Source organism: Bradyrhizobium sp. STM 3557, from assembly GCF_045571465.1.
Taxonomy (GTDB): domain Bacteria; phylum Pseudomonadota; class Alphaproteobacteria; order Rhizobiales; family Xanthobacteraceae; genus Bradyrhizobium.
Genome location: NZ_CP120697.1, coordinates 3,022,860 through 3,041,440 on the forward strand (window position 1 = coordinate 3,022,860; position 18,581 = coordinate 3,041,440).

General features: G+C 63.8%; 13 protein-coding genes. 3 read left to right on the forward strand and 10 right to left on the reverse strand.

Annotated elements, in window-relative coordinates; translation table 11 throughout:
- The first annotated feature begins 132 nt into the window (after window positions 1-132).
- The 3 genes from P6U24_RS13665 to P6U24_RS13675 all read left to right on the forward strand — a co-directional run bounded on the left by P6U24_RS13665 (window position 133) and on the right by P6U24_RS13675 (window position 5,200).
- Window positions 133-819 (forward strand): TetR/AcrR family transcriptional regulator, encoded by a 687-nt coding sequence (locus tag P6U24_RS13665; protein WP_407160451.1) that lies wholly within the window; start codon window positions 133-135, stop codon window positions 817-819.
- A gap of 1 nt (window position 820) precedes the next feature.
- Window positions 821-2,014 (forward strand): efflux RND transporter periplasmic adaptor subunit, encoded by a 1,194-nt coding sequence (locus P6U24_RS13670; protein ID WP_407159615.1) that lies wholly within the window; start codon window positions 821-823, stop codon window positions 2,012-2,014.
- An 87-nt stretch (window positions 2,015-2,101) separates the two neighbouring features.
- Window positions 2,102-5,200 carry a MexW/MexI family multidrug efflux RND transporter permease subunit gene (locus P6U24_RS13675; RefSeq protein ID WP_407159616.1) on the forward strand — a complete coding sequence of 1,033 codons (3,099 nt, stop codon included), beginning with the start codon at window positions 2,102-2,104 and terminating at the stop codon, window positions 5,198-5,200.
- Window positions 5,201-6,406: 1,206 nt separating this feature from the next.
- Here P6U24_RS13675 and P6U24_RS13680 read toward each other — a convergent pair.
- The 10 genes from P6U24_RS13680 to P6U24_RS13725 all read right to left on the reverse strand — a co-directional run bounded on the left by P6U24_RS13680 (window position 6,407) and on the right by P6U24_RS13725 (window position 18,352).
- Window positions 6,407-7,237: an ABC transporter permease gene (locus tag P6U24_RS13680; RefSeq protein WP_407160452.1), complete on the reverse strand. Its 831-nt coding sequence runs from the start codon at window positions 7,235-7,237 to the stop codon at window positions 6,407-6,409.
- Window positions 7,238-7,301: 64 nt separating this feature from the next.
- Window positions 7,302-8,243 (reverse strand): ABC transporter permease, encoded by a 942-nt coding sequence (locus P6U24_RS13685; RefSeq protein WP_407159617.1) that lies wholly within the window; start codon window positions 8,241-8,243, stop codon window positions 7,302-7,304.
- A 204-nt stretch (window positions 8,244-8,447) separates the two neighbouring features.
- Complete coding sequence (locus P6U24_RS13690; RefSeq protein ID WP_407159618.1) at window positions 8,448-9,920, reverse strand: ABC transporter substrate-binding protein; 1,473 nt, start codon at window positions 9,918-9,920, stop codon at window positions 8,448-8,450.
- Window positions 9,921-10,081: 161 nt separating this feature from the next.
- Complete coding sequence (locus P6U24_RS13695) at window positions 10,082-10,792, reverse strand: DUF1028 domain-containing protein (RefSeq protein ID WP_407159619.1); 711 nt, start codon at window positions 10,790-10,792, stop codon at window positions 10,082-10,084.
- Between the two features lie 10 nt (window positions 10,793-10,802).
- Window positions 10,803-12,605 carry a gamma-glutamyltransferase family protein gene (locus tag P6U24_RS13700; RefSeq protein WP_407159620.1) on the reverse strand — a complete coding sequence of 601 codons (1,803 nt, stop codon included), beginning with the start codon at window positions 12,603-12,605 and terminating at the stop codon, window positions 10,803-10,805.
- A gap of 87 nt (window positions 12,606-12,692) precedes the next feature.
- Complete coding sequence (locus tag P6U24_RS13705; protein WP_407159621.1) at window positions 12,693-13,688, reverse strand: ABC transporter ATP-binding protein; 996 nt, start codon at window positions 13,686-13,688, stop codon at window positions 12,693-12,695.
- Window positions 13,685-14,671, reverse strand: coding sequence for an ABC transporter ATP-binding protein (locus tag P6U24_RS13710; RefSeq protein WP_407159622.1), 987 nt, complete (start codon window positions 14,669-14,671; stop codon window positions 13,685-13,687). Before P6U24_RS13710 ends, P6U24_RS13705 begins: the two co-directional genes overlap by 4 nt.
- A gap of 12 nt (window positions 14,672-14,683) precedes the next feature.
- Window positions 14,684-15,658: an ABC transporter permease gene (locus P6U24_RS13715; protein WP_407159623.1), complete on the reverse strand. Its 975-nt coding sequence runs from the start codon at window positions 15,656-15,658 to the stop codon at window positions 14,684-14,686.
- 5 nt (window positions 15,659-15,663) lie between these two features.
- Window positions 15,664-16,644 carry an ABC transporter permease gene (locus tag P6U24_RS13720; RefSeq protein WP_407159624.1) on the reverse strand — a complete coding sequence of 327 codons (981 nt, stop codon included), beginning with the start codon at window positions 16,642-16,644 and terminating at the stop codon, window positions 15,664-15,666.
- 109 nt (window positions 16,645-16,753) lie between these two features.
- Window positions 16,754-18,352 carry an ABC transporter substrate-binding protein gene (locus P6U24_RS13725; RefSeq protein ID WP_407159625.1) on the reverse strand — a complete coding sequence of 533 codons (1,599 nt, stop codon included), beginning with the start codon at window positions 18,350-18,352 and terminating at the stop codon, window positions 16,754-16,756.
- Window positions 18,353-18,581 lie beyond the last annotated feature (229 nt).

Consider the following 18,581-nt stretch of genomic DNA (forward strand, 5'->3'; position numbering starts at 1 on the left):
CGCGGACAGCCGGGCAGCCCGGGACTGCGTGTTTCCTACGCCCGGAGGCCTGCAGCCGCCGCTGCGGCGCAGTATATTACCTTGACATAGATCAAGTGAGTGTTTACTCACGACCGAATGTCCACCCTGCGCATGACCAGCGATCTCAGGCGGCAACTCATCCTTGGCGCAGCCAAACGTTGCTTTGCCCGCCACGGCTATGCCGGCACCACGACCAAGAGCGTGGCGGCCGCTGCTGCCATTTCCGAGGCGCTGTTGTTCAAGCATTTCCCGTCCAAGGCCGCGCTCTATGCCGAGATCCTGGCGGAGGAGTGCGAGGCGGACCGCGAGCTGGAATTCCTGCTCGGTCAGGCGCCGTCGACAGCGACGCTGGTCAAGCTGATCGTGGGCATGGTCCGTCACTTCCTGCAGATCGCCGACGGGCCGAACGAGGAAGAGGAGCAGCGCCTGCGGCTGATGGTCACAAGCCATCTCGATGACGGTGAGTTCGCGCGCCTGCTTTACGTCAAAATCGCGGAGCTGATTGGCGACAAGTTCATTGCCTCGCTTCAGCAGGCGATGGCCGCTGGCGATGCGGTGTGGACCGCGGACGCACCGCTCGACCTGTTCTGGTTTGCCCATCATACCGTGCTGATGGCGGCGCTGACGCGGTTTCCGGCGACGCGCTGTCTGTCCTATGGCGATGGCGCAAACCTGGACCGGCAGCTCTGCCAGTTCATCCTGCGCGGCATCGGACTCACCGATGCCGCCATCGCCAACCATCTCGACCGCGAATTGTCGCAACGCCCGGTTGAACCGGTCACGACAGAGAGTGCATGACATGAACATCGCGACCGAACCCAAGCTCACTGGCAAGCCGATCGAAGAGAAGCCGCGCAAGCGGCCAACGCGGCCGGTGCTCTGGTTCCTCATCGTCGGCTGCCTGCTGGCGCTGCTGGTCGGCGGTCTCGTCTGGTTCAACATGTTCCGCGACAAGATGATCGCGCAGTTCTTCGCGAACATGAAGCCGCCTCCGATCAGCGTCACCGCCGCGGTCGCCAAGTCCGAGACCGTGCCGAACCTGCTCAGCGCGGTCGGCGATCTCGCCGCCGTGCATCAGGTCAACGTCACCTCCGACGTCAGCGGGCGCATCACCGACATCATGTTCACAGCCGGTGCTCATGTGAAGCAGGGCACGCCATTGGTGCAACTCTATGACGCCCCGGACCAGGGCGATCTCGCCAATTACAAGGCGCAGGCGACGGTTGCGGAGCTTTCGCTGGACCGCGCCAAGCAGCTGGCCTCGCGCCAATTCGGACCTCAGGCAACCGTCGACCAGGCGCAGGCAACGTTCGACCAGGCCAATGCGATGATCGCCAAGACGGAGGCGCTGATCGCGCAGAAGCTGGTCCGCGCGCCCTTCGACGGCGAGCTCGGCGTCCGCAAGGTGGAAGTCGGCCAATATCTCACCGCCGGCACGCAGATCGTCTCGTTGACCGATCTGTCGGAGCTCTATGCCAACTTCACCGTGACCGAAAAGGACAGCGGCAGCCTGCAGGTCGGGCAGACCGTTCGCATCAATGTCGATGCCTATCCGGGCCGCACCTTCGAAGGCAAGATCACCACGATCGAGCCGCAGATCTCGACCGACACCCGCAACATCCGGGTGCAGGCCACGATCCCGAACCCGGATAATATCCTCAAGCCCGGCATGTTCGCGACCACCACCGTGGTGCTGCCGGACAAGCCGCCGGTTATCACCGTGCCGGAGACCGCGGTCGATTACACGCTGTATGGCGATGCCGTGTTCGTCATCAACGAGAAGAAGGGCGACGACGGCAAGACCACCCTGACCGCCGACCGCACCTATGTGCAGACCGGCGATCGCATCAACGGCCGCGCCATCATCCTCAAGGGTCTCAAGGATGGTGATCGCGTGGTGGCGCTCGGCCAGATCAAGATGCAGTCGGGCGCCGCGGTCGCGATCTCGACCGATCCGGCGCCTCAGATTCCGGCCAAGCCGCCGCGCTATTGACCTGCGCGTAAGACAGGGGAGGCCGCCGACGCAAGCTGCGGGCGGCCTCACCGAACGAAGTCCCGTTCCATTCGAAAGATCGCCGCGATGAGATTCACCGATATCTTCGTCAAGCGCCCGGTGCTCTCGGTCGTCGTCAGCCTGCTGATCCTCCTGATCGGCCTGCGCGCGGCGACCGTGCTGCCGATCCGGCAATATCCGAAGCTGTCGAACACCGTCGTCAACGTGACGACCGTGTATCCCGGCGCGTCCGCCGACATGATCCAGGGCTTCATCACCACGCCGATCGAGCAGGCGGTGGCCTCGGCCGAGGGCGTCGACTACATCACCTCGTCCTCGGTGCTCGGCACCTCGACCATCCAGGTCTACATCAAGCTGAATTTCGATCCGAACCAGGCGCTCACCGAGGTGCTGGCCAAGGTCAATTCGGTCAAATACCTGATCCCGAAGGAATCCAACGACCCGATCGTTACCAAGACCACCGGCCAGACCACGGCCGTGATGTATATCGGCTTCTCCAGCGAGGAGCTGTCGGGCTCGGCCATCTCTGACTACCTGACGCGCGTGGTGCAGCCGGTGCTGTCCACCGTCGACGGCGTCGCCTCCGCGGACATCCTTGGCGGCCAGACCTTCGCGATGCGGCTGTGGCTCGATCCCGTCAAGATGGCCGGCCGCGGCGTGTCGCCGAGCGACGTCGCGGCTGCGATCGCGGCGAACAACTTCCAGGCCGCCGCCGGGCAGGCCAAGGGCTATTTCATCGTCTCCAACGTCACGACCAACACCGATCTGCAGAACGTAAGCCAGTTCAAACGGATGATCGTGAAGTCCAAGGACGGCGGCTTTGTCCGGATGGAGGATATCGCCACGGTCGAGCTGGCGGCGCAAAGCACGGATGCGAGCGTGGCCTTCAGCGGCGAACGCGCGATCTTCATCGGTGTGCAGGCCACTCCGCAGGGCAACCCGCTCAACATCGTCAAGGGCGTGCGCGCGCTGTTCCCGGAGATCGAGCGCAACCTGCCGCCCTCGATGAAGATGAAGGTGGCCTATGATTCCACCAAGTTCATTCAGTCGTCGATCGACGAGGTGGAACGTACGCTCGGCGAAGCCGTCATCATCGTCATCGTCGTGATCTTCCTGTTCCTGGCCTCGCTGCGCTCGGTCATCATCCCCGTCGTGACCATTCCGCTGTCGCTGGTCGGCGTCTGCAGCCTGATGCTGGCAATGGGCTTCAGCATCAATCTGCTGACGCTGCTCGCGATGGTGCTCGCCATCGGCCTCGTGGTCGACGACGCCATCGTGGTGGTGGAGAACATCCATCGCCATCTGGAGGAGGGCAAACCACCCGTCCAGGCTGCCTTGCAGGGCGCGCGCGAGATCGTCGGCCCGGTCATCTCGATGACCATCACGCTGGCGGCGGTGTATGCGCCGATCGGCCTTCTCGGCGGCGTGACCGGGTCGCTGTTCCGCGAATTCGCCTTCACGCTGGCCGGATCGGTGATCGTGTCCGGCGTCATCGCGCTGACGCTGTCGCCGATGATGTGCTCGGTGCTGCTGAAGAGCGCCGACGAAGGCCGCTTCGCCAGGCTGGTCAACCGCGTGTTCGGCGCAATGACCCGCTGGTATGGCCGCAAGCTCGACCGTTCGCTGGACTATCGCCCGGTGACGGCCTTGTTCGCCATCACGATCCTTGGCCTGGTCGGATTTCTCTACCTGCACGTCTCCAGCGAACTGGCTCCGGAAGAAGATCAGGGCATCGTGTTCTCGATCACCAAGGCGCCGAAATACGCCAACATCAACTATGTCGACTTCTACGGCGACAAGCTCGACAAGGCGTTCAAGCAATTTCCGGAGACCGACCTGACTTTCGTCCTGAACGGAATCAACGGCCCGCAGGGCGGTATTGCCGGCATGCTGCTGAAGCCATGGGAGGAGCGCAAGCGCTCGGCGATGGCGCTGAAGCCGCTCGTGCAGGCGGAATTGTCCAAGATCGAGGGCGTCAACGCCTTCGCCTTCAACCTGCCGGCGCTGCCGGGCGGTCCGGGCGGCCTGCCGATCCAGATGGTGATCAACTCGACCAACGGCTTCCAGCAGGTCTATGAACAGATGACCAAGCTGAAGGATGCCGCGCGCAAGAGCGGGCTGTTCATCGTCTCTGACAGCGATCTCGAATTCAACCAGCCGGTGGTCCGGGTCTGGATCGACCGCACCAAGGCGAGCGATCTCGGCATCACCATGCAGTCGCTCGGCAACACGCTCGCGGTGCTGCTCGGCGGCAACTACATCAACCGCTTCAACCTGGAGGGGCGCTCCTACCAGGTCATTCCTCAGGTGCCGCGTGAAAAACGGCTGTCGCCGGAATCGCTCGGCAACTACTATGTCGCCACCGGCAGCGGCCAGCAGGTGCCGTTGTCGACCGTGGTCAAGATCGAGACCGGAACGGATCCGAACGCGCTGACGCACTACAATCAGCTCAACTCGGCGACGTTCTCGGCGGTGCCGATGCCGGGCGTCACGGTCGGGAAGGCCGTCGAGTTCCTCGAGGGCGAGGCCAAGAAGCTGCCGTCCGGCTTCAGCCACGACTATCTCGCCGATTCCCGCCAATATGTGCAGGAAGGCAACCAGCTCGCCATCACCTTCGGGTTTGCGCTGATCATCATCTTCCTCGTGCTGGCGGCGCAGTTCGAGAGCTTGCGCGATCCGTTCGTGATCATGATCTCGGTGCCGATGGCGATCGTCGGCGCGCTGATCCCGCTGTTCTTCGGTGCGGCCACCATGAACATCTACACCCAGGTCGGGCTGCTGACCCTGGTCGGGCTGATCACCAAGCACGGCATCCTGATGGTAGAGTTCGCCAACGAGCTGCAGCTCAACGAAGGACTCGACCGCCGCTCCGCCATCGAGATGGCGGCGCGCATCCGGCTGCGGCCGATCCTGATGACCACGGCTGCGATGGTCACCGGCCTGATCCCGCTGCTGACCGCGAGCGGCGCGGGCGCGGCGAGCCGCTTCTCGATCGGCCTCGTCGTCGTCGCGGGCATGTCGATCGGCACGCTGTTCACCCTGTTCGTGCTGCCGATGGTCTACACGGTCATCGCCACCGATCACCAGGCGGCCGCGAATTCCAAGCGCGCCCAGGAGATCAAGGAGTTTGATGCCGCGCCGTCGCACGCGCTGAAGGCGACCTGAAGGATCGATCATCGTTGTTCACATTGACGGCGGCTGCGATGCAGCCGCCGTTTTTGTTTGGAGGAAAATCGGGAGTGTGAGACCTCCGTCATTGCGAGCCAACGGGTCCGCGTGAATGCGCGGCCCGATGGCAGGCTCCGCGAAGCAATCCAGGGCCCAGAAGAAAGTCTGGGTTGCTTCCGCCGTCGCCCTTCGGGCGATGGCGGACAAGTCGTCGCCTTCGGCTCCTGGCAATGACGTCAGCGTTCCACACTCCGCCGTCCGCTTGACCGGGCGATCCAGTACGCCGCGGCCTCTCCGTGCATCTCTGACGTCTCTGGAATACTGGATCGCCCGCCTTCGCGGGCGATGACACCTTAATAGTAGCGACGCGGATGCCTCTTCTCACAGACAATACTCCGCCATCCTCGCGGCACACATCGCGCCCGAGCTGCTGCCAAGCATCGCCCTCAGAAAGATAGAGGGCGCAGGGAAGGCCGGGTGCCGACCGCACCCATGGTCCGCGTGCAACAAGAAGCACGCGGCAGAACCACAGGTACGAGCCGAACATCCGGCCTTCCCTGCGCGATGGTTTACGGGCTTATACGTGATCTCCCCGGGGACCGGCTTTGTTGCCCCCGTCGCTCGCAATGCTCGTCATGAACATCGCCGACTTGACCTCAGCACCGGGAGGTCAGGACCACACGATTTCGCCGTCCGCCTCATGCCGTTCGTCCGCGCTGATAAGCGCTGCGGCACGCTGCGTCCATCGCATCCCGCGCTCCACGTCCGTGACGATCGCGATACGCCCCTCTGCATGAGGCGGGACGTGCGGAAATCTGGAGCTGATTTGCCCGACGAGGCAAGGCTGCGCGCCTGCGACAAACTAACACGACGGGCAATTTTCGCATAGCGTCCATGTGCTAATTGCCCGTCGGGCCGAGCTGGCGAATGTCACGATGAGGGCGACGCCTCCACAGGAATGGCGGATGCGCACGCTGGGCTCAGCTCGATCCGCGTCATTGCGAGCGTAGCGAAGCAATCCAGCGCCAAACAAGGACTCTAGATTGCTTCGTCGCAATGACGCCGGCATTCTACACGCCGCTGTCATCGCTGCGAACGCAGGCGATCCAGTATTCCGGACGCGGCAACGCGTCACCGAGAGGTCGCGGCGTACTGGATTCCCCGCCTTCGCGGGGAATGACGGAGAGTTTGTAATTCAGGAGCTCACCGATCGTTCTGCGGATCGAGTGCGTCGCGCAGGCCGTCGCCGAGCAGGTTGAGCGACAGCACGACCAGGAAGATCGTAAGGCCCGGCCAGATCGCCATCCAGGGCGCATTGGTGAGAAAGCGCTGTGCGGCGTTGAGCATGCTGCCCCAGGACGGGTAGGGAGGCTGCTGTCCTAGCCCGAGGAACGAGAGCGACGCCTCGGCGATGATCGCGGCCGCCACCGATAGCGTCGCCTGCACCAGCAGCGCCGGCATGATGTTCGGCAGGATATGCACGAGCGCGATCCGCAAGTTCGAATCGCCGACGCTGCGTGCGGCATCGATATATTCCTCGATCTTGACGTTCATGACCTCGCCGCGGGTCAGCCGCACGAAGATCGGCGTCGCCGATATGCCGATCGCGATCATGGCATTCCCGAGGCTCGGCCCCAAGAACGCGGCGAGCGCGATGGCCAAGATCAGGAACGGGCAGGCCAGCATCGCATCGGTGATCCGGCTGATCAGCGCATCGATGAAGCCGCCGCGATAGCCGGAGAGCATGCCGACGGGGACGCCGATCGACAGTGCGATGCCGACCGAGATCGCGCCGGCCAAGAGTGACGCCCGCCCGCCGTAGATGACGCGGCTCAGCACGTCGCGGCCGAGATCGTCAGTGCCGAACCAATGCGCCATCGACGGCGGCTTGCGCACCAGTGCCCAGCTCGTGCCGATGGGATCGTAGGGCGCCACCATGGGCGCAAAGACGGCGAGCAGGATGAAGGCGGTGATCAGGCCGAGCCCGATCATCGCGCCCTTGCGCTTGACGACCCGGCGCAGCGCGCGCTGCATCGGGCGCTCGAGCGGAGCGAGGCTGCGCGAGGCCGTGGCGGCTGTCATCGTGGTCTCCGCCATATCAGCTCCTCAAGCGCGGATTGACGAGGATATAGGCGATATCGGCGATCAGGTTCAGCGCGATGTAGACGGTCGCGGTCACCAGCACGACACCTTGCACCACGGCGTAATCGCGGTTGAAGACGGCATCGACGATGAGCTTGCCGAAGCCGGGAATCGAGAACACTTGTTCGGTCAGCACCGCGCCCGACAGCAAGGTGCCGAGCTCGAGTGCGCCCAGAGTGATCACCGGCGTCAGCGCGTTGCGTAAGCCATGACGGAGAATGACCTGACGTTCGGAGATGCCCTTGGCGCGCGCGGTGCGGATGTAGTCGCTGTGCAGCACCTGCAGCATCGCGCTTCTCGTATGACGCATCAGGATGGCGGCGATGGCGTTGCCGAGCACGAAGGCGGGCATGATGGTGGCAGCAAAGCTGGCGCGCCAGTTCTCGGTCAGCGGCACATAGCCGGACGCCGGCAGCCAGCCGAGCTGGATGGAGAACAGGAAGATCAGCATGATGCCGAGCCAGAAGTTCGGCGTCGAGATGCCCCACAGCGCGAACAGGTTGGCGCCATAGTCCCAGGGCGTATCCTGCTTCACTGCGGAGATGATGCCGGCGGGAATGCCGATCAGGAAGGCGATCAGGATCGCCATGGATGCGAGCTGCAGCGTCACCGGGAGCTTCTCGGCAATCAGCGCCCGCACCGGCATCTTCGAGCGCAGCGACTCGCCGAGGTCGCCCGACAGCACGCCCTTGACCCAATAGGCGTATTGCACCGGGATCGGCTGGTCGAGCCGATACTGCTTCCTGATCTGCTCGATAGCGGCCGGATCGCGTTCCTCGCCGGCCATCACCAGTGCCGGATCGCCGGGCAAAAGATGCTGCAGCGAAAAAATCAGGAGCGATACGAAAATCAGCGTCGGCACGATCTGCGCGATGCGGCGGGCGAGAAAGGTCATCATGGTGAGCGCACTATTCGACGGGTGCTAGATTTGATGGACGGTGCATCTTCCATCGTTCCCTCCCCCTTTGTGGGGGAGGGACAGGGAGGGGGGTAACCCCACTGGACTCTGCGTTCGTAGCACCCCCACCCCAACCCTCCCCCACAAGGGGGGAGGGAGCCCTAGCAGGGTGCCTCAAGCCCGAGTCCAAGACCAATGTCATGCTCAGTTCAGCTTCAAGCCGACCACGCGCACCAGGCCATCGGGCATCGGCTTGTAGCCTTCGAGCTTCCTGGTCTGCCCGAACAGCAGCTTGCGGTGGAAAATATAGATGATCGGCTCGTCGTTGAGCACGATTCTGGTCAGCTTCTCGTAGATCGCTTTGCGCTGCGCCGGATCGGAGATCGCTCGCGCCTCTTCCATCAGCTTGTCGGCGTCCGGATTGGAATAGCCGCCATCATTCTGTGGCGCGCCGGTGTGCAGGAAGACATAGGAGTTGGCGTCGGGATCGATGCGGCCGCTCCAGTTGATCTGGAAGATCTGGAAGTTGCCAGCCTGGGCCTCCTTGAACGTGGTGGCGAACTCGACGACCCGGATCTTGATATCGAAGCCGGCTTCTGCAGCCATCGACTGCACGACCTGGGCGACCGCTTCGTATTCCGTGCCTTTCGGCACCATGTAGTCGACGCTGACTGGCAGGGCGACACCGGCTTCCTTCAACAGCGCCTTGGCCTTTTCGACGTTGCGCGGCTGGATCGGGAAGCTCTTCTGATAGTAGGGATGTGTTGGGCTGACCCATTGGTTGCCGGCGGTGAACTCGCCGTTGAACACGACCTCGTTCAGCGCCTCGCGGTCGATCGACAGATCGAGCGCCTGTCGCACCTTCTCGGACTGGCTGAGCGGACCCTTGGCCTTGTCGTTCTTGATGTTGATGGTGAGGCCGAAATAGCCGAGCTCGGGCACCGTCGACAGCACGAGGTTCTTGTCGGCGCGGACGTCCTTGATGTCGGTGGCGAGAATGCGCTCGGCGAGGTCGAGGCCGCCGGACTTCAGATTGGCGAGCCGGACGGTCGGATCGATGATCGGCTGGTAGATGATCTTGTCGATGAAGACGTTATCCTTGTTCCAGTAGTCGGCGAACTTCTCGAACACCATGCGGTCCTGCTGCACGCGCTCGACGAATTTGTAGGGACCGGCGCAGACCGGATGCAGGCCGAACTTGTCGCCTGCTTCCTTCACCGCCTTTGGCGAAAGCATCATGCCGGCGCGATCGGTGAGCTGAGCGATCAGCGGTGCAAACGGCGTCTTCAGCACCAGCTTGATGGTGAGGGGATCGACCACCTCGACATGATCCACGCTGGACAGTTCCGATTTGCGGAACGATCCTGTGACGTTCATATGGCGCTCGATCGAGAATTTCGCGGCTTCTGCGTCCAGCGGCTCGCCATCGTGGAATTTGACGTTCGGCCTGAGCTTGATGGTCATCGCCTTGCCGTCGGGCGCTGTCTCGTAGGACAGCGCGAGCTGCGGCACGATGTTGAGCTTCTCGTCGATGTCGAACAGCTTGTCACAGAAGGCCGAGAATACGATGCGGCCGACATAGGTGCGGCTGAACGAGGGATCGAGCACATCGGGGTCTTCGGCGAGGCCGATGCGAAGCGTGGTCGCGCCTTGCGCCGCTGCGCCGAATGCTGTCATGAAAGCGGCCGCACATGCGGCGATGCGCCAATTCCTCATCATCCAATTGTCCTCACGCGAATACAGCCTGCACCCATGCATTGATTATACCAACCCCGAGATGGGGCGGTCCTTCCGCGCGCGGCTGGGCATTCTGATCTCGGTGGTCTGGCGCAATGGCACTACGCCTGTCTCGCAAGCGCGGCGGCGATGCCGGCATCGATGATGGCGCGATCGGTGACGCCGGCCGGATTGGCGCGGGTCGGCATGAACGCGCGAAACGTCGTCCAATGCAGCCGGCTGACGCGCTCCAGCCGTTCGAGCTCGGCAAGCGGATCGGCATGGTCGTCGACGCGCAGATCGAGCGCGGCCCATTCCTCATCGCCGTGGATCAGGAGGGCTGCCGACTGCTTGCCGCGCTTGTCGCCGCCGGCCGCCTCGCCGGCCTTGAGCGCTGCAATCAGGCGCTGAGCGAAGGGCAGGGCGGCGTTGGCGACGTAGGCCTTTGCGGTCTCGTCCAGCACCTGCGCACCCGACAGCATGTTGCCGGCGATCGAGAAGCCGCTGCCCGCGACGTGTCCGCACCAGGGGATGCAATCGCGGCCGGTATGCGCTGATATCCGGCCGCTGGCGTCGAGAATGTGGAGCTGCCGGCTTTCGCGTCCAGGATCGGCCGCCGTGAGCGTCTCGACGATCTCCTGCGGTGATTTGCCCTCGCGCAGCAGCGCCAGGCCGTCGATGCCGTAATAGGGATTGACCAGCGCCTGGGTCGCAATGCCGCCGAAGCCGGCCGCGATGTACGGCACGCGCGCGCCGACCGCGAAGAAGCGCGTCGCTACCGCAATGCCGATCTGGCCGGTGGCTTCGTCCTTCGCGATAATCGACCAAGTCATCTGAGCGCTCTCAACGTCCGGCGGCATAGCCTTGCATGCCGCGCGGATTGGCGGCGGCGCGGCGGCGGCGGCCGACCTTGGAGGCTGCGGTGAGCCGGCCCTCCGACCAGTCGGGACCGACCTCGACGAGATGGCCGCGGCGGCGGAGCTCCTCGACGGTCGCCTGCGGCACGCGATTCTCGACCACCAGCACGCCAGGGCGCGCGGTGCGCGGCCAGAACGAGATCGGGAAATGCTCGGAGTGCCAGGCCGGCGCGTCGATCGCTTCCTGCAGGTTCATCTTCGCATGCACGTGGCGCAGGAAGAACTGCGTGATCCACTGGTCCTGCTGGTCGCCGCCCGGCGAGCCCCACGACAAATACGGCTCGCCGTCGCGCAGCGCCATGGTGGGCGACAGCGTGGTGCGCGGCCGCTTGCCGGGCTTAAGCGCGCCCGGATGGCCTTCCTCCAGCCAGAACATCTGCGCGCGGGTGCCGAGGCAGAAGCCGAGCTCGGGAATGACAGGCGAGGACTGCAGCCAGCCGCCCGAGGGCGTCGACGAGATCATGTTGCCGTCGCGATCGATGATGTCGAAATGCACGGTGTCGCCGCGGGTCTCGCCGAACCGGCCGACCGTCGGCTCGCCCGATCCCATCGCGCCGACCGCCTCGCGCATGCCGTCGGCACGCCGCACCTTCACCGCAGCGCCAAGGCCTTCGATCGTGCCGGGACGTAACTCCAGCGAAGCCTTGTCGGTGACCAGCCGGCGGCGCGCCGCGTTGTAGTCATCCGAGAGCAGCGTCTGGATCGGCACCTCGGTGAAGTCGGGATCGCCATAGAACGCCTCGCGGTCGGCAAAGGCGAGCTTGGCGCATTCGATCTGCAGATGGATGAAATCCGGCCCTGTGGGATCGAGGCCGTCGAGCGTAAAGCCCTTGAGCAGAGCGAGCTGCTGCAGCATCACCGGGCCCTGGCTCCAGACGCCGGCTTTGCAGACCGTGTAGCGGCCGTAGTCGTAAGTGAGCGGCGCCTCCACCGTCGGCTGCCAGCGCGCGATATCGTCGGCCGTGAGCACGCCGCGATGCGGCCTACCCGAGACGTCCATCACCTCCTGCGTGCGGCAGAAGCGGTCGATGGCCTCGGCGACGAAGCCATGCGACCAGGCCTTGCGCGCGCGCTCGATCTGCGCGTCGCGATTCGCCCCGGCGCTCTCGGCCTCGTCGAGGATGCGCGTGTAGGTTTCGGCGAGCTTGGGATTGGTGAACAGCGTGCCGGGCTTCGGCACCTCGTTATTGGGCAGATAGAGCGCGGCCGACGTCGGCCAATGCGTGCGGAACAGGTTCTCCACGGTCTGGATCGTGGCCGAGACGCGCTCGACCAGCGGATAGCCGTCGCGGGCGTAGGCGATGGCGGGCTCCAGCACGTCGCGCAGGCGCAGCGTGCCGTAGTCGCGCAGCAGCAGCATCCAGGATTCGAAAGCACCGGGCACCACCGCCGCAAGCAGCCCGGTGCCGGGCACCATGTCGAGGCCCTCGCTCCGGTAGTGCGCGATGGTGGCGCGGGCCGGCGCCACGCCCTGGCCGCAGATCACCTCCGTGCGGCCGCGCCTCACGTCATGCAGGATGACCGGCACGTCGCCGCCGGGACCATTGAGATGCGGCTCGACGACCTGCAGCACGAAGGCGGTCGCGACGCCGGCGTCGAAGGCATTGCCGCCTTTTTCCAGGATGGACATGCCGACCGCGGTCGCGATCCAGTGCGTCGACGTGACGACGCCGAACGTGCCTTCGATCTCGGGCCGGGTGGTGAAGGGATCAGGATTGACGAAGCTCATGGACGGTCCGTTCTGCGCAGGCCTGCGCATGCCGATGATGACGCAATTGGCATGCCAATATTTGGTATGCCGCTATCGGCGCGAATTCTACGCCAGTTCGGTTGCAGCCGCAGGCTGGTTCACCGCATGGCAGGCAACGCCGCCAATCAGAGGCGGCACCTGGCGGCGGCAGCGATCGAAGGCCAGCGGGCAGCGCGGGTTGAAGCTGCAACCCGGCGGCGGATCGATCGGATTGGGAATCTCGCCCTTGACCGGGATGCGCTGGCGTCCGGACATCGAGAGGTCCGGCACCGCGCCCAGCAGCATCTTGGTGTAGGGCATGCGTGGATCGTTGAAGAGCTGGCGGCCTTCCGCGATCTCGACGATGCGGCCGAGATACATCACGCCGATCCGGCTCGCCATGTGGCGGACGACAGCGAGATTGTGGCTGATGAAGAGATAAGTCAGGCCCAGCCGGTCCTGCAGGTCGCGCATCAAATTGAGGATCTGCGCCTGCACGGAGACGTCGAGCGCGGAGGTCGGCTCGTCACAGACGATGAACTCGGCCTCGGAGGCGAGCGCGCGCGCGATGGCGATGCGCTGGCGCTGGCCGCCGGAGAACTCGTGTGGAAATTTCTGGCCGTCGTCGGGATGCAGGCCGACCAGAGTAAGCAGCTCGCCGACGCGATCCTTGATATGGCGGTCGCCATCGATCAGGCGGAAGGCGCGGATCGGCTCGGCGATGATGGCATCGACGCGGAAGCGCGGATTGAGGCTGGCGTAGGGATCCTGGAACACCATCTGGATGCGACGCCGCAGCTTGCGGCGCGCGATGGCCTGGCGCGGATCGGTCATCGACACGCCGTCGATGACGACGTCGCCCGAGGTCGGAGGCAACAGGCCAACCACCATGCGGGCCACAGTGGTCTTGCCGGAGCCGGATTCGCCGACCAGCGCGAAGGTCTCGCCGCGCTTGATGTCGAAGCTCACGCCGTCGACGGCTTTCAAAAATTCCAGATGACCGCCTTCAAGCACGCGGTTGAGCCAGGGTTTCGAGACATCGAACACGCGGCGCAGGCTATTCACTTCGACGAAATTGCTCATGCCGCGCTCTCCGCAGGCGCAGGGTCATAGAGATGGCAGGCGACCGCCTGCGTGCCCTGACGCAGTGGCTCAGGTCGTTCGATCTTGCAGCGATCGAAGACAAAGCTGCAGCGCGGATTGAACGAGCAGCCGGGCGGGATCGCCGACAGTCGCGGCATGGAGCCTGGAATCTGCACCAGCCGCTTGTCCTCGCCTGCGAGCGTTGGGATCGCGCCCATCAGGCCCTTGGCATAAGGGTGCAGCGGATTGCGGATCACCTCCTGCACCGGGCCGATCTCGGCGACGCGGCCGGCATACATCACGGCAACGCGGTCGCAGGTTTCGGCGATCACGCCCATGTCGTGGGTCACCAGCATGACAGCCGTGCCGTGATCGCGGCCGAGCCGCTTGATCAGCGAAATGATTTGCGCCTGCACGGAGACGTCGAGCGCGGTGGTCGGTTCGTCAGCGATGATCAGCTCCGGCTCGGCACAGAGCGCGAGCGCGATGACGACGCGCTGGCGCATGCCGCCGGAGAATTCGTGCGGATAGCCGTCGATGCGCTTCTCGGGAGCGGGGATGCCGACTTCGGCGAGCAGATCGATCGCGCGCTTGCGCGCCCGCTGATCGCTGAGGCTGGTATGGGTCTTGATGGTCTCGACGATCTGGTCACCGACGCGATAGAGCGGGTTGAGCGAGGTCAGCGGATCCTGGAAGATCATTCCGATGCGCTTGCCACGCAGCTTGCGCATCTCTTCCGGCAGCAGATTGTCGATGCGCAGGCCGGAGAGCAGGATCTCGCCGCCCGAGATGCGGCCGGGCCGGTCGATCAGCCCGATCACGGCAAGACCGGTCACGGATTTGCCGGCGCCGGATTCGCCGACCACCCCTAACACCTCGCCCTTGGCGATGTCGAAGGAGACGCCGTCGATGGCGCGCAAGACGCCGCGCCTTGTCGCGAACTCGACCTGCAGATTGCGCACGGACAGAACGGGTACAGTCATCACATCACGCCATCATCGCAGCTTCGGATTGAGCGCGTCGCGCAGCCAGTCGCCGAGCAGGTTGATCGAGAGGATCAGCGCCGCCAGCGCGAATCCTGGGAAGGCGATGATCCACCATTCGCCGGAGAACAGATAGTTGTTGCCGATTTGAATCAGCGTGCCCAGCGAGGGCATCGTCTGGGGCATGCCCGAGCCCAGGAACGACAGCGTCGCCTCGGTGATGATGGCGAGCGCCAGATTGATAGTCGCGATCACCATCACCGGGCCCGTGGTGTTTGGCAGAACGTGGCGCAGCATGATGACTGGCGCGGACAGGCCGATCAATTGCGCTGCCGCGACATAGTCCTTGTTCTTCTCGACCAGTACGGAGCCGCGCACCGTGCGCGCATATTGTACCCAGAAGCTGAGGCCGATGGCGAACACCAGCACGCCCAGCATGCTCGTCGGATCCAGATGATTGCCGAACGCCGATTTTGCGACACCGTTGACGAGCAAAGCGATCAGGATGGCGGGGAAAGTAAGCTGCACGTCGGCGACGCGCATGATGGCGGTATCGACCACGCCGCCGAAATAGCCGGCCGTGAGGCCGAGGGCGATGCCCAGGATGCCGGAGAAGACCACGCCGAGCACGCCAACCATCAGCGAGATGCGCAGGCCGTAGAGAATCGCCGAGAGAACATCGCGGCCCTGCTCGTCGGTGCCGAGCAGGAACGGGCTCTGTCCGTCCGCATACCAGAGCGGCGGGATGCGCGAGTTCATCAGTTGCAGTTGCGCCGGGTCGAACGGATTCTGCGGAGCGATCAGCGGAGCAAGGATCGCGAGCAGGAAGAAAAGAATGGTGATCGCGGTTGCGACCATGGTCAGTTTGGAGCGTCGGAACGAATAGAACAGGTCGCTATCCAGCGCGCGCTTCATTAGGCTCCGGCCCTTCGCCTCGCCGGGCGATGCGGCCGTTTCGGTGGGATGGTCGACGACGGCGTCGCTCATGATGATCAGGCCGGACGGCTGATGGTCGAGCGCAGGCGCGGATCGACCACGGTGTAGAGGATATCAACCACGAGATTGATGGTGACGAAGATCAGCGAGACCATCAGCAGATAGGCCGCCATGATCGGGATATCGACATTCTGGACCGCCTGCACGAACAACAGGCCCATGCCGGGCCATTGGAAAACGGTTTCGGTGATGATCGCGAACGCAATTACCGAGCCAAACTGTAGGCCGGCGACGGTGATGACAGGGACCAGCGTATTGCGCAGCGCGTGACCGAAATGGATGGCGCGCGTGGTCAGTCCTCTCGCGCGTGCGAAGCGGATGTAGTCGGTGCGCAGCACTTCCAGCATTTCGGCCCGCACGAGGCGCATGATCAACGTCATCTGGAACAGGCCGAGCGTAATAGCCGGCATGATCAGCGCTTTCAAACCGGAGGCGGTGAACAGGCCGGTGCTCCACCAGCCGATCTTGATCGTCTCGCCGCGGCCGAATGACGGCAGCCAGCCCAGGGTGACCGAGAACAGATAGATCAGCAGAATGCCGATCAGGAAGGTCGGCAGCGAGATGCCAATCAGCGACACGGCCTGCAGCAGCTTGGCGAAAACCGAATCGCGCCGCAGTGCGGAATAGACCCCCATCAGGATGCCGAACACCATGGCCAGGATGGTGGCGACGACCGCAAGCTCAAGCGTTGCGGGCATCCGTTCCTTCAAGAGATCGGCGACCGGCTGGCGGAACTGGTAGGAGACACCGAACTTGAATTGCGCTGCATCAAAGAGATAGCGGCCGAACTGCACGATCACGGGATCGTCGAGGCCGAGCGATTTGCGGATATTGGCCCGTTCCGCGGCCGATGTATCGATCGAGACGATCTGGCTGACCGGGTCGCCGGCGAAGCGGAACATGGCGAAGGAGATGATCCCCACCGCGATCATGACACCAACGGCTTGGAGTGCCCGGCGAAGCGTGAAGGCGAGCATCTGGTCCTTTTTTACTTCCTCATCGAAGCGCGGCGGGTAGCACCGCGTCGTTGAAATGAAAAGCCCCGAAAAGCAATCTTGCTCTCTCGGGGCTTTCCTGCTTGATCGGCTATTCGGACTTATTGGCCCAGAACAGCAGCACGGCGTTGTCCGCACGCAGCGGGATTTTCACCTTTTTCGAAACGCCCCAGGCCAGCGCCTGCTGATGCAGGGGGATGTAGCCGTAGTCCTTGATGGCGATCTCGTAGGCCTGCTTGATCAGCTGATCGCGCTTGGCGGTATCGGTCTCGACCAGGACCTTGTCGGTGATCGCGTCGAACTCCTTGTTGCAGTAATTGCCGAGATTGGCCTCGCCCCGGCTGGGGTCCTTGGCGTCGTCACGGCAGCCCATGATGTCGTGCATCACGTTGTGCGAGTCCATCGAGGAGGGCGTCCAGCCCAGCATGAAGAACGAGGTCTGGTAGCCGCCGGGCTTCAGCACCTTGGCGAAGAACTGCGCCTTGGGCTGCGCCAGCAGGTTCACCTTGACGCCGATGCGGGCGAGCATGCCGACCACCGCCTGGCAGATCGCGGCGTCGTTGACGTAGCGATCGTTCGGGCAGTCCATCGTCACCTCGAAGCCGTCAGGGTAGCCGGCTTCCGTCAACAGCTTCTTGGCGGTGTCCGGATCGTATTTCGGCCGGGTGAAGTCCTTCGACAGCGGATAGAGCTGCGGTGCGATCATCAGCGCTGATGGCGTCGATAGTCCGCGCATGACGCGGGTCTTGATCAGCTCGATGTCGATCGCCTTGTAGAACGCCTCGCGGACGCGCTCGTCCTTGAACGGATTCTTGCCCTTGACGTTGGAGTACAGGAGCTCATCGCGCGTCATGTCCATGCCGAGGAAGATGGTGCGCAGCTCCGGCCCTTTCAGCACCTGCGCGTTCGGGCTGGCATCGATGCGGGCGATATCCTGCACCGGCACCGGCTCGATCACGTCGACCTCGCCCGAGAGCAGCGCCGCAACGCGGGTGGCATCGGAGGCGATGGTGGTGAACACGATTTCCTTTAAGTTATGCTCCGGCTTGCGCCACCAGTTCGGGTTGACCTTGAACACCGTCTTCACGCCGGGCTGGTGGCTTTCGATGGTGAAGGGGCCGGTGCCGTTCTCGTGCAAGGCAGCAAAGCTCGGCGTGGTAGCCGACACCGGGGTCGGCGCTACCGAGTTGTTCTCCTCGCACCACTTCTTGTCCATGATGAACCAGGTATCCCATTGCGAGATCAGAATGGGATTGGGCGCGTCCAGCTTCACGTCGACCGTATAGTCGTCGACCTTGATGAACTTTGCGTCTGCCGGAACGTTGGAAAGAAAGTTGGAGCCGTTGGCTCGCACGCGCTCGGCGGAGAAGATCACGTCGTCGGCGGTGAAGGGATCGCCGTTGTGGAACTTGACGCCCTTGCGAAGATGAAAGCGCCAGCGCGTCGGCTCGGGAGTCTCCCAGCTTTCGGCGAGCGCGGGGATGATCTTGAGATCCTTGTCGCGGGCCGTCAGGCCTTCGTAGACGTGCGCATGATGCGCGATGGTCGTGCTCTCCTTGAACGTATAGGGATCGAGCGACTTCAGTGTCCCCTGATTGGCATAGCGCAGGGTCTGGCTCGATGCCGGCGTCGCCGCCAAGGCAAGGATCGCGACGGCGGTCGCTATGAGAGAGGTCAGGCGTGGCCGCATATGATTAAATTCTCCGCTTGGGCCGCTTGTATTTTTGGCAATAGGGACGAAGCGTGCGCCGCGTCCTGTCAGGCGTTCGTGGATGTCGCTGTGCCCGCTGCCGGCACCAAGGCGGCAACAGATGCCGCGCGCACGCTGCAAGTCTGGTGCCGTTTCCGGCCAGGCGGTCCGGTCTGGGCGCGCGTGGTGCGGGTGGTGCAGGCTGTCGGACACCCGACTACGGCATGTT

Coding starts and splice junctions, on each gene's coding strand:
- P6U24_RS13665 (WP_407160451.1), top strand. CDS start 133: ATGACCAGCGATCTCAGGCGGCAACTCATCCTTGGCGCAGCCAAACGT.
- P6U24_RS13670 (WP_407159615.1), top strand. CDS start 821: ATGAACATCGCGACCGAACCCAAGCTCACTGGCAAGCCGATCGAAGAG.
- P6U24_RS13675 (WP_407159616.1), top strand. CDS start 2,102: ATGAGATTCACCGATATCTTCGTCAAGCGCCCGGTGCTCTCGGTCGTC.
- P6U24_RS13680 (WP_407160452.1), bottom strand. CDS start 7,237: ATGCAGCGCGCGCTGCGCCGGGTCGTCAAGCGCAAGGGCGCGATGATC.
- P6U24_RS13685 (WP_407159617.1), bottom strand. CDS start 8,243: ATGATGACCTTTCTCGCCCGCCGCATCGCGCAGATCGTGCCGACGCTG.
- P6U24_RS13690 (WP_407159618.1), bottom strand. CDS start 9,920: ATGACAGCATTCGGCGCAGCGGCGCAAGGCGCGACCACGCTTCGCATC.
- P6U24_RS13695 (WP_407159619.1), bottom strand. CDS start 10,792: ATGACTTGGTCGATTATCGCGAAGGACGAAGCCACCGGCCAGATCGGC.
- P6U24_RS13700 (WP_407159620.1), bottom strand. CDS start 12,605: ATGAGCTTCGTCAATCCTGATCCCTTCACCACCCGGCCCGAGATCGAA.
- P6U24_RS13705 (WP_407159621.1), bottom strand. CDS start 13,688: ATGAGCAATTTCGTCGAAGTGAATAGCCTGCGCCGCGTGTTCGATGTC.
- P6U24_RS13710 (WP_407159622.1), bottom strand. CDS start 14,671: ATGACTGTACCCGTTCTGTCCGTGCGCAATCTGCAGGTCGAGTTCGCG.
- P6U24_RS13715 (WP_407159623.1), bottom strand. CDS start 15,658: ATGAGCGACGCCGTCGTCGACCATCCCACCGAAACGGCCGCATCGCCC.
- P6U24_RS13720 (WP_407159624.1), bottom strand. CDS start 16,644: ATGCTCGCCTTCACGCTTCGCCGGGCACTCCAAGCCGTTGGTGTCATG.
- P6U24_RS13725 (WP_407159625.1), bottom strand. CDS start 18,352: ATGCGGCCACGCCTGACCTCTCTCATAGCGACCGCCGTCGCGATCCTT.